The sequence below is a fragment of the Bartonella sp. AA18HLJMS genome, from assembly GCF_042197245.1.
Taxonomy (GTDB): domain Bacteria; phylum Pseudomonadota; class Alphaproteobacteria; order Rhizobiales; family Rhizobiaceae; genus Bartonella.
In genome coordinates, this window is record NZ_JBHIRP010000001.1 from 424,388 (window position 1) to 440,968 (window position 16,581).

10 protein-coding genes and 1 tRNA gene are annotated in these 16,581 nt (G+C 36.1%); 4 read left to right on the forward strand and 7 right to left on the reverse strand.

Features of this window, described 5'->3' with window-relative positions; translation table 11 throughout:
- Nucleotides 1–465 precede the first annotated feature (465 nt).
- The gene (gene gpsA / locus ACFINW_RS01690) at nucleotides 466–1,473 is read left to right on the forward strand and encodes an NAD(P)H-dependent glycerol-3-phosphate dehydrogenase (RefSeq protein ID WP_375639687.1); all 1,008 of its coding nucleotides are present in this window, start codon (nucleotides 466–468) and stop codon (nucleotides 1,471–1,473) included.
- 1,940 nt (nucleotides 1,474–3,413) lie between these two features.
- On the opposite strand, the gene fabI is transcribed toward gpsA, so the two are convergent.
- From fabI to fabA, 3 genes are read right to left on the reverse strand one after another with little or no spacing between them, the layout of a single operon-like run.
- Entirely contained in the window at nucleotides 3,414–4,232 is an 819-nt protein-coding gene (fabI, locus tag ACFINW_RS01695) for an enoyl-ACP reductase FabI (protein WP_375620835.1), read from the reverse strand.
- Between the two features lie 48 nt (nucleotides 4,233–4,280).
- Nucleotides 4,281–5,501: a beta-ketoacyl-ACP synthase I gene (gene fabB, locus ACFINW_RS01700; RefSeq protein ID WP_375629263.1), complete on the reverse strand. Its 1,221-nt coding sequence runs from the start codon at nucleotides 5,499–5,501 to the stop codon at nucleotides 4,281–4,283.
- A gap of 57 nt (nucleotides 5,502–5,558) precedes the next feature.
- Nucleotides 5,559–6,068, reverse strand: a complete 510-nt coding sequence (fabA, locus tag ACFINW_RS01705) for a 3-hydroxyacyl-[acyl-carrier-protein] dehydratase FabA (protein ID WP_273722474.1) — start codon at nucleotides 6,066–6,068, stop codon at nucleotides 5,559–5,561.
- A gap of 233 nt (nucleotides 6,069–6,301) precedes the next feature.
- Between fabA and irrA the strand changes: the two genes are divergently transcribed.
- Nucleotides 6,302–6,814: an iron response transcriptional regulator IrrA gene (irrA, locus tag ACFINW_RS01710; protein WP_375611439.1), complete on the forward strand. Its 513-nt coding sequence runs from the start codon at nucleotides 6,302–6,304 to the stop codon at nucleotides 6,812–6,814.
- Nucleotides 6,815–6,860: 46 nt separating this feature from the next.
- On the opposite strand, the gene ACFINW_RS01715 is transcribed toward irrA, so the two are convergent.
- From ACFINW_RS01715 to ACFINW_RS01730, 4 genes are all read right to left on the reverse strand, one after another.
- Nucleotides 6,861–7,427, reverse strand: a complete 567-nt coding sequence (locus tag ACFINW_RS01715) for an SH3 domain-containing protein (protein WP_375620834.1) — start codon at nucleotides 7,425–7,427, stop codon at nucleotides 6,861–6,863.
- Nucleotides 7,428–8,897: 1,470 nt separating this feature from the next.
- Nucleotides 8,898–9,131 carry a 30S ribosomal protein S21 gene (rpsU, locus tag ACFINW_RS01720; RefSeq protein ID WP_012754552.1) on the reverse strand — a complete coding sequence of 78 codons (234 nt, stop codon included), beginning with the start codon at nucleotides 9,129–9,131 and terminating at the stop codon, nucleotides 8,898–8,900.
- Nucleotides 9,132–9,319: 188 nt separating this feature from the next.
- A complete protein-coding gene (locus tag ACFINW_RS01725; protein WP_375673699.1) occupies nucleotides 9,320–10,993 on the reverse strand; it encodes a formate--tetrahydrofolate ligase in 1,674 nt (557 codons plus the stop codon).
- Nucleotides 10,994–11,749: 756 nt separating this feature from the next.
- Nucleotides 11,750–11,826: transfer RNA gene (locus ACFINW_RS01730), tRNA-Arg, on the reverse strand.
- Between the two features lie 367 nt (nucleotides 11,827–12,193).
- Between ACFINW_RS01730 and ACFINW_RS01735 the strand changes: the two genes are divergently transcribed.
- Nucleotides 12,194–13,333, forward strand: coding sequence for an efflux RND transporter periplasmic adaptor subunit (locus tag ACFINW_RS01735; RefSeq protein ID WP_375620832.1), 1,140 nt, complete (start codon nucleotides 12,194–12,196; stop codon nucleotides 13,331–13,333).
- Entirely contained in the window at nucleotides 13,330–16,464 is a 3,135-nt protein-coding gene (locus ACFINW_RS01740) for an efflux RND transporter permease subunit (protein WP_375620831.1), read from the forward strand. Before ACFINW_RS01735 ends, ACFINW_RS01740 begins: the two co-directional genes overlap by 4 nt.
- Nucleotides 16,465–16,581: the final 117 nt, after the last annotated feature.

Below are 16,581 nucleotides of genomic sequence, written 5' to 3' on the forward strand. Positions count from 1 at the left end.
TAGATCAAGCACCTGGTTCAGAAATGCCCATGGAGCAAGGTCCAAATACGCAGTTTCCTGTGGAGTAGTTGTTATAAATATCTACGGAGCTGATGCGGCATGTATCAGCTTCGTAGAAGAATTCGTGGGATATAAAGCAGGAGATAAGTACAAGATATCAGTGGAATGAGTATCATTATTTTGAATATACTTTTAATTTAAAAGAGAAAGTCCGTGGGGTATTTAGTCAATCTTTAATTTTTGAGACAAATAGCTATTTGTAGAATATACAAAAAGTGATGTTTGTAAAATTTACTACAAAGAAAGAGAATGTGCGAAACAAGTTTTTATATTGTGTGAGATAAAAAAGCTACGAAGCAGTAATATTTTTAGATTTAAAGAATTTATATTAAAGATAGCATTAAAATTATTGTAATAATAATATGCAATTGAAATCAAAAATTTAGAGAATAATCAGAAAATTTAATGAAAACCGTTGCAATGACAGTTATAGGTGCTGGTTCTTTTGGTACTGCATTAGCGATAGCTCTTGCCCGTAATGGTCATAATGTTTTACTTTGGGGGTATAGTCCTCAACATATCAAAGAATTACAGGAACAACGTTGTAATCAAGTATATTTACCCGATGTTCGATTTCCTGAAAATTTATTACTTGAAGCTTCCCTTGAAACTGCAATAACGGCAAGTCACAATATATTAATCGCTGTTCCAAGCCATGTATTTCATCAAGTTTTGTATAATATTCAGCCTTATTTAGATCAGCATTCACGCGTTATCTGGGCTACAAAAGGTTTAGAACATGGTACTGGACGTTTCTTACAAGAGGTTGCTCGTGAGATTTTAGGTGAAAAAATTCCTTTAGCTGTTTTTTCTGGACCAACTTTTGCTCAAGAACTAGCTATGGGTTGGCCTACTGCAATGACGATAGCAGCTTCTGATGTTGAGTTTGGTAAAGAATTGCAGCAACTTTTTCATTGTGACAAAAGTTTTAGAGTTTATAAAAGTTCAGATATGATTGGTGTTCAATTAGGGGGGGCAGTCAAAAATGTTATTGCTATTGGTGCAGGAATATCAGATGGCATAGGTTTTGGGGCAAATGCACGAATAGCTCTTATCACACGAGGACTAGCTGAAATCAGTCGTTTAGGGGGGGCTATGGGTGCTGAGCTTTCCACATTTATGGGAATGACAGGCTTAGGTGATCTGGTTTTGACATGTACTGATAATCAGTCGCGTAATCGCCGTTTTGGAATACTTCTTGGTAAAGGAATAGATATAAAAGAAGCAGAAAAACAAATTGGTCAGGTTGTGGAAGGATACTTAAATACCAAGGAAGTATATACGTTGGCGCAGCGTATTGGGGTAGAAATGCCCATTGTAGAGCAAATTTATCAAATTCTCTATTGTGGTAAAAATATAACTGAAGCGGCAAACACATTACTAAGCCGCTCCCTCAAGGACGAAATTCAATGATATCCTGTTTTTTAATAATTCCAATCGTAAAAAATAGAAACATGCTATGATAGACATATAAAATAGATTTTATTGATGGTTGTATAAGGCAGTCATATTCCAGAAAATTATAGATTCATATCATTCGATTCTTTATGAAACATGGCTGAAATATAAAAGTTTTGGCTTTTGTCTAAGAGCTATCTCTTTGAAGATAAATTGTCGTTTCCACTTATACATGTTTATGTAATGTAATGAACAAGATATTTTTATTGTCTCTTAAATTCATCTCACAATGATATTTGCAAACAGAATAATACAAGACTCATTAGGTAGAAGCATCTTATTTATGTAACGTATAAGCTAAGAATATCGGGGCAGGGATATTGCGAATCTCTGTTTTTGTAATTCTTTAAAACAAGAAGACAATCTAATTTGGGAAGAAGATGAAATTTTAAAGCTGAAAATCTGTTCCCATTTCTACAATCATTTTTAAATTCGGTTTTACGCTATCTAAAGCAATATCTTTTAAATAATAGAGATTATCTCACACCTTTATTTTCTCATTTTCTAATGAAAGCATTTCTCTGATGTGTCAGGTAAAATAGAATGCCCAAAAAAACACGATTGCTGTTGTATATTCATGTTCTTGTTTTAAAGAGACCTCTCTCTTAAAACTCCCAAGTCCACTTCGCGACGGTGACCGTGAATAGTATAACGATAAAGCCATTGTGCACATCCCCATCTTTACGTTTATGAAGGAGGAAGACGAGCATCATTACCCCCCAATGTTGAAACAGCTCTTGGCACTTGAAGCTGTTCAGTAGAGATATTTAAGCCTTTTATTTTCTCACATGTCAATTCTGTTTTTTATATGCAAGAAATGATTTTTGGAATTATAACTTTGAAAGTCTAAGATTGAGAAAATGTTATTGTACTTGTTTGTGACTGTCAGTTAAACTAAAAAATAATGTGATTATAAAGATAAAAAATTGATTTATATAAATAATTCATTTTATTTTTGTATTGAGTTAATTAAAAATATGTGTTTGCTTGTCACAAGCGGGTTAGTACGTGGATAAAAAATTATTAAAGATACTTCTAATGAATCATCTCAAGTGTCAAGGGTTGTTTCAATATTAGAACATGGCAAGTAAAATGACGGTGTCGGTTTGTCATCTGTATAAACATTAAAATGGTGGTAAAAAAAGGATTTTATATACTTCACAGGGATTTTTTATACGTTTTACAGGTACCATTGTGAAATGGAATGGCATGCATTGAGAGATATCTTAAAAAAATGCATGAAGGAGCAACAGCTATAGTGTTTTTGGGTGTTCTATTTTACCTGACATATCAGAGAAACGCTTTCATTAAAGAACGAGCAAAATAAAGGTGTGAGGTAAAGAGTAATCTCCATTATTAAAAAAACATTGATGTAGATGCTTTTAAAATCGTAAAGTCTCATTAAAGAATAATAGTAAAATTAACGATTGATTTCTTTACGCCTTCATATTCTTCCTAAATTAGATTGTATTTGCGTTTCAAGAATAAATCAAACGGTAGAAATATTTTTTTTTCAATTTGCTACACAAAAGTTGAAACTAAGGATTTTAATAATTCTCTAATCTCTGTTTCAAACTGCGGTGGCATGAGAGTTGGATATTGATTTATAAGCAATGGCAAAAGCGTATACTTTAGTAAGGTAAATGACGTCATAAAACACAAACTTTATCAACCATGAATTGAAGAAATATTCCGGCTTTTTATAAAATATTTTGCGAAACAAGGCATCATACATCTGGTTTTGTATTCACTTATTCTTACAAACACTTGTACACATGCCTTACGTCATATTATTATAAGTCAATACACTGTTATATAGCTGAGAAAGTACTCAATACCCGATTAAAGCACTATGCACATGATTGATTTTATTTTTTAGTGCAATAAAATAAAATTTATCCTTCTTGAGAATCGTCACTTTTTTTTAGTTCTTCAAGTATTGGCATAGACATGATGTTATAGCCTGAATCAACATAATGGATTTCACCTGTAACACCTGATGATAAGTCAGAGAGTAGATAAAGAGCAGATTTTCCAATTTCATGAATATTTACGGTACGACGTAATGGGGCATTACGGCGTTGATGTGAAAATATTGCCCGTGCAGCTGCAATACCATTACCTGCTAAAGTTCTAACAGGACCAGCGGAAATCGCATTGACACGAATATTTTGAGGACCAAAGTCCGCTGCTAAATAACGTACCATAGCTTCTAAAGCTGCTTTAGCAACACCCATGATGTTATAATTAGGCACAACTTGCTGTGAAGCACCATAGGTAAGAGTTAAAAGTGCTCCTCCATTCGGCATAAGCTTACCCGCGCGCTGGGCAATTTCAGTAAAGGAATAAGCTGAAATAACCATCGTGCGTTGAAAGTTTTCACGTGTTGTAACATCAACGTAACGCCCTTTTAGCTGAGTTTTATCTGAAAAACCAATGGCATGGACAATAAAATCAATTGTTTTCCATTCTTTTTCAAGTTGCTCAAAGACGTAATCAATATTTTCACTTTTTTCAACGTCACACTCTAGCACTAATTTGCAGCCAAGTTTATCTGCTAGGGGATGAACACGTTTGCCAAAAGCATTTCCTTGATAAGTCAACGCTAATTCCGCTCCTGCTTGTGCGAGCTGACAGGCAATGCCCCAAGCAATTGAATGGTCATTCGCAATTCCCATAATAAGGCCGCGTTTGCCCTCCATCAAACCTTTCATATTATTCTCCGTAAGACCGTACTTTTTTCAATTACTAAGAGCTTTTGTTTATACATAACGTTGGAAAACAAGCGTTGCATTGGTACCGCCAAAGCCAAAAGTATTCGACAATACGGTATTCAGTTGTTGATGATCACGTCGTTCACGAACGATTGGCATATCAGCAAAAGCTGGATCAAGTTCTTCAATATGGGCACTTTCACAAATAAAATTATGATTCATCATTAACAATGTATAGATTGCTTCATGAACACCTGCTGCTCCCAAGGAATGTCCTGTTAGAGACTTGGTAGCGGAAATGGGGGGGCATTGATCACCTGCTCCAAAGACACGACGGATAGCTTCTATCTCAGGAGGATCACCAACAGGAGTTGCTGTCGCATGGGGATTGATATAATCAATTTTATTATTGACTGTTGCAAGAGCCATGCGCATGCACCGCTCCGCTCCCTCTCCTGATGGGGCAACCATATCATGTCCATCGGATGTCGCACCGTATCCAACGATTTCTCCGTAGATTTTTGCACCACGTGCTTTAGCAAGTTCTAAATCTTCAAGGACTAAAACGCCAGCCCCTCCAGCAATGACAAAACCATCACGATTAACATCATAAGCACGTGAAGCTTTGTGAGGGGTGTCATTATATCTGCTGGACATAGCGCCCATGGCATCGAATAAAACAGATAGTGTCCAATCCAAATCTTCGCAGCCTCCGGCAAAGATGCGCTTCTGTTTACCATATTGAATCATTTCGTAAGCATTACCAATACAATGATTGGAGGTAGCACAAGCTGAAGAGATTGAATAATTGATCCCCTTTATTTTAAAGAAAGTTGCTAATGTTGCAGATGCTGTAGAACTCATCGCTTTAGGGACAACAAAAGGTCCAACACGTTTTGGTCCTTTTTGGCGTGTAATGTCAGCAGCTTCTACGATTGAATGTGTTGAAGCACCTCCAGAACCCATAATAATACCCGTGTGTTCGTTCGATACTTCATGCGGTTCTAGACCCGCATCAGCAATTGCTTGATCCATGGCGATATGATTCCATGCTGTTCCACGCCCATGAAAACGTAGAGCACGTCGATCTACGAGTTCTTCTATATTAATATCGGGCTTGCCATAAACTCTGCTACGAAAGCCTAATTCAGCATATTGAGGTGCGTAAGAAATTCCGGATTTTGCTTCACGTAAACTGGTTAAAACAGCTCCAAGGTTATTTCCAATTGCGGAGACAATTCCCATTCCGGTTACAACAACTCGACGCATTCATACCTCCTCGTTCCATACAGAATAGTGAAAAGTTCTTTCTGACGGAAATAACGTTCAATCTTCTTTGAATAAAGCAACGCGTAAATCGTTCGCCTTATAAATAGTCTCTCCATCTGCTTTTAGCCACCCATCAGCTATTCCTAAGACTAAATTTCCACGTCGAATACGCTTAAAATCTATTTCATATTCAAGAATTTTGGTTTGTGGAGTTACCATCCCTGATAACTTTACTTCACCTGTTGATATTGCTCTTCCTTTGCCTGGTTCGCCTAGCCAACCAAGAAAAAAACCTGTTAATTGCCACATACCATCCAGTCCAAGACATCCTGGCATGACGGGATCGCCTATAAAGTGACAATTAAAGAACCACATGTCTGGTGTAATGTCAAATTCGGCGCGAACCATTCCTTTATCGTATTTACCATCAGTTTCACTAATTTGAGTGATTCGATGAATCATCAACATTGGCGGTGCTGGCAATTGCGCATTACCTCTACCAAACATTTCGCCGCGAGCGCAGCTTAGAAGCTCTTCATATGTGTAGCGAGACTTTTGTTCAGCCATTGTTACTCCATTTATTTGCATATATCTTTAATTTCTGCGCTTTTCCCAACCTACTTTTAGAGCAAATTTTAAAGAGAGGGAAATGATTTTATATCATTTTTAATGACAAAAGCCTTTTTTTATGTATTCTACATAGGTAATTATTTAAAAATGGAATACAAGATTACACCATACTATTCCCATTTTTTTGTATTTTGATCTTATTTAGCAGGAATGTATTTGGGTTTGTAATTATGTCAGTGAGTGCAGACAATTTAGATATGAATGAAGAGCAGCAGTTCACAAAAGAGTGTGGAAAAATTGTGCAATATTATTCCATTTCTATGTTAGAAAAACGTTTGCGTCAAAATGGTCTGCGTCCAACACGTCAGCGGTTGGAACTTGCACATATGATTTTTTCTCAAGGAAATCGTCATATTACTGCTGAAGAGCTCTATGAGGAAGCGATGAAGGCAGGTGTACCTGTATCTTTAGCAACGGTTTATAATACGCTTCATCAATTTACGGAAGCGGGATTATTACGGATTATTGCCGTAGAAGGCTCAAAAACTTGGTTTGATACAAATACCTCTGATCACTACCATTTTTATATAGAAGGTGAAAATCGTATTCTTGATATTCCTTACAATTTGGAAGAATCTCCCATTATTAGAAATTTGCCTAAGCCACCAGAAGGTATGGAAATTTCACATGTTGATTTAATCGTGCGATTGAAACCAAAAAATCAATCTTGTGATAGGCAGTGAGGATATTCAATGAGGAATAAAAATTAAACTTGTTGAGTTTGATTATTCACCAGCCTTTTACTTTTACTTTTTCATCAGGATAGATTCCCCATAACTGGGGTTGTTGAAGCCATCCGCGTGTATTATTAATGTTTAATTCGCACCATTGTCCATCACATTGGCGGATATTACCAATGACATTAGGTTCTACTTCTGCCACAAGTTCTGCGTTGTCGGTGGGATTTTTTCGTAGCATTAGTCTTTTAGTTTTATCTTTTTGCCATGGAATAGTTATAGCAGTTCGCTTTCCCGATAAAAGCGATTGATACACCCACCCCTCATCGCCTTCGGCATCACGAATTTTGCGCCATTGATCATATTCTTGAATGATTTCAATAGGTAAGCCCTTCTTTTTGTAGGTAAAAATGATAGAATAGTTGCTTCCTGGTCCGACGCGTACATTAACGCTGGTGGGTTTAATCGAAGCAAATCGCGGAAGTGGTAAACCACTGGGCCCTAAATTTTGATTAAATGTTTGTGCATGCAACAAATGAGGTGAAACTAATACAATGACTGTTGCTATTAAGATACATGATGCGAGTATTGAAACGCGAAACCAACGAGAATTTTGCACACCGAACTCCTTTATTTCATCATATATTGGAAATTTAAAATCTGAAAGATAAGACTGGAAACTGATAAAAAGTATGACACACTGCTCGTTAAAGAGATCTAAACGATGAGAAAATTGCTACAAAAATATCAAAATAAGGAAAACAAAAGCTTGTATCTCTTTTCTGGGTTTATTTTTCGAAATAAAAATATAGGTATACATATTATGAACAAAAAACTGTTCAGTGAAGGGGTTATTGTATAGCTTGAAAAGAAATTTTAAATGAACCAAATAATACGATGAATGAAACATTTAAGCGTAAAAATATGAGCAACATTATAGAGTAGATTGATATATGAAGGGCTAACAGAACACTTTTTCGTGATAATCCATTTTATAAAATTTGCTATAATCTTATGCCATGATAATGCTTATCCGTATTAGTAGATAAGTTGGCTCCATTGTTCTATTTACCAGCTTTCAATGTTATGCAGTTCCTATTATTTATGGTGTTCATAGGAAGCCTTTTTGTTTTTTCTTAAATAGCTTTTATTCTATTTGCGTACGAATCCCGCTTATGATGTACAAGAAAATAATCTTCATTGATTCAATATGAGAAGGTGTTGAGAAATTTTATGTTATTAAGAATTATTACTTAATATGAAAAATGATTACTTATAATAACAAATCTACGCGTTAAAAACTTTAACTCGTTATTTAAATTTTAAAAACATTTCCATCAAAAATGGTAATAAAAGGCACATTCATCCATATTAAAAAATAGTGTTTTCTCTGTTTATTATCAATTTTCTTTTCTCTAACTCAGTATAGAAGAAAGTTGAATGAAATAGAAAGGCTTATTCGATACACTGATGAGGGTAATTACATAAGTGATGAATAGAAGAATTTTATCAAGAAAAAAGAATCTGTAGTGCAGTGGTTGAAATTCGTCATCCTTTAGAGAGACAGAATCAAGGGATATAAAAGTTATGGAATTATATCGTTTTGTTACATAACTGAAGGTAAAGAGGATTATGCATTTAATATCATATATTTACACACAATCGCATATGGCGATAGTTGTTTTTGTTTTGTAAAAAGACCTAGGATGATCGAAAGATGTAGAATATTTAATGACAAAAAAGAAATTCATCATGAAATTTATACATAAGAAGCGGTTATTTAAGAGATATCCAGAAGGAAAAAATTATAGCGAGAAGTGATAACAAAACATCCCGCACTCAATTTACATAGGAAAAAGTCGCTTAAATATCTAAAGTGTAGTTTGTTATCTATTTTTTGAAATATAAGAGTGAAATAAAAACCACCTCTATGATAGAAACCTTATTATTTTCAAATAACTAACATATTAGATAACATTGTACATAAAAAACTACACACAAGCAATTCATCGCAATCGCCTATGAAGATAAAATTTTCTAGTAGCTTACTATCTATTGCTTATGCAATTATATAATATCATAAAGTATATTACTTTACCGCAACAGTTCGTCCGTTACTAACAAAACCTTCTCTTTGTGCACGCTTACGAGCAAGCTTACGTGTACGACGAATAGCTTCAGCTTTTTCACGAGCACGCTTCTCAGATGGCTTCTCATAATAACTACGCATTTTCATTTCACGGAAGATACCTTCACGCTGCATCTTTTTTTTCAACGCACGGAGCGCTTGGTCAACATTATTATCACGAACGAGTACTTGCACTATCTATCCTGCTTTTTTCAGTGTCATAAATGATAGGAAAAAACCTACGTCCTTTTAAAGGCATATCCAAAAGGACAAGCACTTATATCATATAAATGAGACATTTGTCTATATCGCTTTTTAAAATTCTATTTTTTTTACAATAAAAACGCTTTTTATAATGAATGATAGAATTTACGGTTATAAATTTATGAAAGTCCTTGTATTTGATCATTTTCGTCAAGATGAATTTTTTCAGCCGTGGGATAATGGGGTAGTCCCGGCATGGTCATAACATCTCCACAAATGACAACAATAAAACCGGCTCCCGCACAGAGACGAACTTCTCGTATGGGAATTTCAAAATCAACAGGAGCTCCGTATTGCGTGGGATCAGAAGAAAAAGAATAAGGTGTTTTTGCCATACAAATAGGGTAGACGCCAAAACCTTCTTTTTCCCAAGTTTCAAGTTGTTTGAGAATAGGGGCTGAGATGATGGCGCCACGTCCACCGTATAGCTTTGTTATAATACAATTAATTTTTTGAACGAGTGGAATATCATCTTGATAGAGAACTTTAAAATCAGAATCGTACTTTTCAATCAAGGTAACGAGTTCTTGTGCAAGTTCTATAGCGCCTTTTCCACCTTGTTCCCAATGCTTACAGATAATAGCTTTGTGTCCAGTTGTTGCAACTATTTTTTGTAATGTTTTTATTTCAGCATCGCTATCGCTGTCAAAATGATTGATAGCCACAACACAAGGAATACCGTAGTGCTTCATATTTTTTATGTGTCGTAAAAGATTGGCTGCCCCTTTTTCTAAAGCGGTGATATTTTCTTCTGTCAGGTTATTTTTATCCAGACCACCATTCATTTTTAATGCACGAATAGTTGCGACGATCACTGTAGCATTTGGTACAATACCTGCTTGCCTACATTTGATATTGAAGAACTTTTCTGCTCCAAGATCTGCTCCAAACCCTGCTTCTGTGACAACATAATCAGCAAGTTTTAAAGCAGTTTTTGTTGCTATAACTGAATTGCAACCATGAGCAATGTTGGCAAAAGGTCCTCCATGAACGAGAACAGGATTATTTTCAATTGTCTGTACGAGATTGGGTTGTATAGCATCTTTGAGAAGAACTGCCATTGCACCTTCCGCATTGAGATCAGCAACGGTGATGGGCGTTTTATCATAACGATAAGCAACAATAATTTTTTTGAGTCTTTGTGTAAGGTTTTCTAAATTTTCAGAGAGACAAAGAAGCGCCATAATTTCTGATGCAACAGTAATATCAAAACCTGTTTGACGTGGAAAACCATTTGTTATGCCCCCCAATGAAATGACAATATCGCGCAATACACGGTCATTCATATCAAGAACGCGTTTCCAAACAATGCGACGTGGATCAATGTTTAGAGTATTTCCCCAATAAAGATGATTATCTATCATTGCGGCAAGAAGATTATGAGCAGCTGTAATAGCATGAAAATCACCGGTAAAATGTAAATTAAGGTCATCCATTGGAATGACTTGCGCATAACCACCACCAGCAGCACCACCTTTTACACCAAAACAGGGACCTAAAGATGGTTCTCTCAAGGTAGCTATTGTTTTTTTACCAATAAGATTAAGAGCATCACTTAGTCCAACTGTTGTTGTTGTTTTGCCTTCTCCGGCAGGTGTGGGATTGATAGCTGTGACAAGGATAAGTTTACCATCTGGATTTTTATTAAGCGATTTTATGTATTCAGAAGAAATTTTAGCTTTATCATGACCATAGGGAATGAGATTTTCATGTGAGATACCAATTTTTTGTGCAATTTCAATAATATGTTGCTTTTTAGCAGTGCGAGCAATTTCAATATCAGTTTTAGGCATGGAAAAATTCTTTAAATTCAGCTTTTATTAATGTTTGGGATCTGTACCCCATGGATTAATTAGAAAAATTCATAAAGAACAGAAAAATATTAAGATATCATAGAAATCGTTGATATGCCATGCAAGAGATAATGCTAAAGAAGCACAAGAAGAGTTTTATTGTTTTTTAGGAAAAAGAATCACTTTGCTTTTAAGCAGTAAAAATACGTTTAATTCAATTAAAAATATTACAAAAAGAAGCTGTGGTTTGCAACAAATGCTGATGATATTAATGGATACCATAAGTGTTTCATAGTAGTACGTTTGAGAAGTAGTTTATTTATTCTTTCCAACAACACACTGAAAAAGTTTCACATGGTGGTAAACCGGAATTTATGGCGGCACATCTGAAGTCCCTCTTAAGATGGGACTGCTAGGAATAAAATATCCAGAAACATCCAGTTATGGAACAATTAGAAATAAGCACGTAAAAAATTACCTAACTGAGTAGAGAGTATAATCCGGAAGAGACCAAAAACAAGCGCATAGATTGAAAAAAGAAAACAACAACATACGCTACTCATGCAATCGCTACGATTATAAGCTAATAAAAGCACCTTAGAGCTGAATTGAAGGATTCATAACATCTTATTCTAGCAAAATGGCTAAAGAAACGACTCACAACAGAATGAAATAACAAAATACAAAGATAGGTAAAAATAAATCACAAAATAAAGAATTTAAAAAATCTGACTTTATAAGTAAGATATTGATAGATGGCGCACCCGAAGAGATTCGAACTCCTGACCCCCAGATTCGTAGTCTGGTGCTCTATCCAGCTGAGCTACGGGTGCATACATTTCAATTTTTTACATTGTCTAAGACAAAGGGTTCCTAATCGTTTCAGTAAAGAAATGCAAGTGAAACTTGAGTCGTCATAAAAAAATCTCTCTTTTTTTATGATATATTTTAAAAAAGGATATAATATATTATGGCTTCAGTTGGTTTTGATATGAACATTTTTTTGTCATGACCATACAAAGCAATATGAACGATAGTTAACTTGACGTTTTAATCTATGAAAGATAGTCAAGCAGAGGTGAGATGTGTTTTTTGCGGTGGGGGTAAGATATATACACCCGCTGTTGGGTTTTTGTGTAAAACGCCGATATTACTGTTGAAAACTATTTCAGATGAACATGACACAGCAAGGGCGGATGTATGGCGTTATTAAAAAAGAGCTTTCCATTAGTGTTTTTAATCGTTGTTTTAACGGTTACTTATTGGGCTGGAAAAAAGAGTGCAGACCAACCCATTTCTATGGTGGATAAAACAAGAGTATCGGATAAAGCTTCAAATGAAAAAATGGGAAGGCCACCGGTAAATGTTGTCGTTGATCTTGTAAAAGTTCAAGATCTTTACGAACAACTTAACGTTCTTGGGAGTGGAAAAGCTCTTGCAGAAGTCGAGCTTACCCCTTTATCCTCAGGTGTTATTGATAAGCTTTTTGTATCAGCGGGTACAAAAGTACAAGCTGATGATGTGATTGCAAAGCTTGATTCTAAAAAAGAAGAAATAGCGGCTGCAAAAGCAAAAGTGCAACGTGATAACAATGCATTGACGCTTTCGCGTATTCTTAAATTACGCGCCAGCAATACAGCAACGGAAGTTCAAGAAATTATGGCACGCTTAGAGTTGGATAACGCAAATTTAGTTTTGCGTAATGCTGAATTAGATCTCGATCGGCGAACAATTCGAGCACCGATTCCTGGAGTTGTTGGTATTTTGCCCGTTGATGCGGGGAATAACGTGACCCTTAATACTGTAATAGGCCGTATTGAGAATAGAGAACGTATTTTGGTCGATATATGGGCCCCTGAACGATATGTGTCGCGCATCCATAAAGGAGATGAGGTAACGGCAACGTTAATCGCGCAGCCAGATAGATCTTTTGTTGGTCATATTTATGCGATTGATAATATCGTTGATCCAGAAAGTCGCACACTTCATGTTCAGGTTGAAATCAACAATGAAAAAGATACGCTCATGTCTGGTATGTCCTTTTCTGTTTCCTTGCAGTTTCATGGTGGTTCTTTTCCTGTCGTTAATCCTCTTGCAGTGCAATGGAATAGTAAAGGGTCATTCGTTTGGCGTGTGAGAGAAGGAAAAGTAGAGTCTATACCCGTAACAATTATTCAGCATAAAGCGGATCAGGTTTTCGTGAAAGCTCCCCTAGAAAATGGTGATCAAGTTGTCATTCAAGGGGTGCAAATGCTTTATCCAGGAAGTAAAGTAACTATTGATGATCCAAAGTCTCATCAACAGCAATTATCAGTAGGTTATGGAACGGATATACAATGAGCCAAGAATTGAGCACAAAACAGCCTATGTCAAAGGTGGAGCAAGGTGGTCTCATTACCTTATTTATTCGCAGACCGGTTTTTACTCTTGTTTTGAATGCTATGATCATCATTGCAGGATTTGCAGCATGGTTAAATGTTGATGTAAGAGAATTACCCGATGTTGATACTCCTGTAACAACGATTGTGACGATGTTTTCTGGTGCATCGGCAGAAACAATTGATCGTGAAGTTACAAAAGTTATAGAAGATGCTGTTTCTCGTGTTTCAGGTGTTAAGACGATTTCTTCAACGTCTTCTTTTGGACGCTCCCGTGTGAAGATTAACTTTAATGTCGGTGTTGATTTGAATGTTGCAGCATCTGATATTCGTGATGCTCTCTCTCGTGTTACCTATTCTTTACCGAAAGATGCGGATTCGCCTTTGATTATTAAAGCAGATTCGAATGCTGCTGCCATGATGTATTTGGTTGTGACGTCACCAACAATGAGTGTTGATGATTTAACCACGATTGTAAACGATCAGATTGTTGATGCTATTTCTGCTGTTGATGGTGTTGGTGATGTACAGGTCGATAGTGCTCGCACAAAGATTTTTCAGATTGATATAGATCAAGCAAAACTTGCAAGTTATGGATTAACTGTAGCAGATATTTCACGTGTTCTTGCTGATATGACAACAGATGTGCCAGTAGGGTCATTACGCAATTCTAAGCAAAGTTTAGTTGTACGTGCTACTGCACGTTTAACAACACCAGAATCTTTTGAACAAGTTGTTTTAAAGCCTCATGTGCATCTTGGTGATGTTGCGCATGTTACTTTATCGCCGGATATAGAAACAGTTATTCTTCGTATCAATGGAAAGACAGGTATTGGATTAGGTATCGTGCGTAAAGCACAATCCAACACTCTTAATATTTCTGAAGGTGTGAGAGCCGTTGTTGATAATCTCAAAAGTATTGTTCCTTCTTCTGTAAATATAGACGTTATTAATGACGATGCAATTTTTATTAAAAGCGCTCTTCATGAGGTTGAAGTTGCGTTGGGTATTGCTATTTTGAGCGTTATCTTGGTCATTTTTCTTTTTCTCAGAGACATTCGTGTAACGCTGATACCTGCTTTATCTCTTCCTGTCGCTTTGATTGGTACCATTGCGGCTATTTATCTTGTAGGGTTTTCATTGAATATTCTCACATTTTTAGGACTTGTTTTAGCAACAGGGCTTGTTGTGGATGATGCCATTGTTGTTCTTGAGAATATTGTTCGGTGGCGCAACATGGGATTAGGTTCCAGAGCAGCAGCGGTGATAGGAACACGTGAAGTATTTTTTGCTGTTTTAGCAACAACATTGACTTTAGTGGCTGTGTTTGTTCCTATTTCCTTTCTTCCTGGGCAAGTTGGAGGTCTTTTTAGAGAATTTGGTTTTGTTTTGGCAATTTCTATTTTGCTTTCTTCAGTTGTTGCCTTAACGCTTTGTCCAATGTTGGCTTCGCGTTTTCTCAAAGAACATATTGAGGAAAAAGAGGAAAAGTCCCATCATTTTGCTTTTTTATATAAATTAGGTACTTTTTTTCATAAGGCATATACTTACAGTTTGCATAAGTGTTTAGAAAAGCCTTGGGCTGTTGTTTTTGCTTCACTTATTTTTGCGGGTCTTTGTGTTGGAGGCTATACGAAGCTACAACAGGAATTAACGCCAGCAGAAGACAGAGCTGTGATCTTTTTGGTTATTAATGGACCACAAGGTATTTCAACACAATATTTGAACGAGCAAATAGAGCAAATTGAAGCAAGTCTACAGCCATTACGTGATGCAGGGGAGATTGCTAACAGTTACTCTATTGCGGGTGCTGGCGGTTCACCCAATACTGCTTTTTTGATTTTATTGCTTTCATCTTGGGATAAACGTTTACGGAGTCAGCAAGAAATCGTGAAAGATATTAATGCAAAGGTTAAACAGTTTCCCGCAGTTTTTGTGTTTGCTGCGCAGGGAAATTCTCTAGGTGTGAGCGGAACTGGGCAAGGGTTGCAATTTGCAATTCTTGGCAATGATTATGCAATATTACAACCCATTGCTGATAAGCTGGTAAGTGCTTTACAAGATGATCCGCGTTTTATTCGCCCACGCCTTACTGTTGATGCAACGCAACCGCAATTTTTTATTGAAATCAATCGAAAAAAAGCCTCCGATTTAGGGATTGATATCACCAATTTGGGCGATACATTACAAACAATGTTGGATGGTAAAAAGATTGGTTCCATTAACGTGGATGATCATTCTTACGATGTTAAATTGATATCGCGTACAAATTCTATGAAGAGTCCTAGCGATTTAGAAAATATTTTTTTAAAAACCAAAGACAATCGATATGTTCCTTTATCGGTTATTGCGCGTTTACATGAAAAAGCTATTGCTCCTCAATTAAAACGGGAAAAACGCATGAGTGCTGTTATTTTAAGCGCAAATCTTGCTCCAGATATCGCTTTAGGGGAAGCTTACCAAACTGTACAGAAAATTGCTTCTCCTTTGTTATCAAAAGGAACCTATTTGGTTCCCTTAGGGGAAGCCGAAACGCTTAATGAAACATCTTCCAATTTTATGATTGTTTTTGGCATTGCCTTTTTGATTATTTTATTGATTTTGGCTGCTCAGTTTGAAAGCTTTATTTCAGGATTCATTATCATGGCCACTGTCCCATTAGGGATTGGTTGTGCTGTAATTGCTATGCTATTAAGTGGTGTGAGTCTTAATATTTACAGCCAAATTGGATTAATTTTGTTAATTGGTGTTATGGCAAAAAATGGTATTCTCATTGTTGAATTTGCAGATCAATTACGTGATCAGGGAAGAAGCGTGCGTGAAGCCGTAGAAGAAGCAGCAAACATTCGCCTTCGTCCAGTTTGTATGACAATGATTTGTGCCATTTTAGGAGGTATTCCTTTGGTTTTAGCCAAAGGTGCTGGCGCAGAAGCTCGTATAGCTTTAGGTTGGGTTATCGTTGGTGGCTTAGGTTTAGCAACTATTTTTACGCTTTATGTTACACCGGTTGTTTATCTTTTTTTAGGGCGTTTTATAAGACCAAAAGCAGAAGAAGATTTACGTTTAACAAAAGAACTCAATCAAGTTAAATGATGTATATGATAGAAAAGATTTGAAAATTTATTCTTGTAAAAATATCATTTTCGGATCTTATCCTTTATATTTTGTATATTCCTTCATTTTTATGTGAGCAGTGAAAATAGCGAGCAA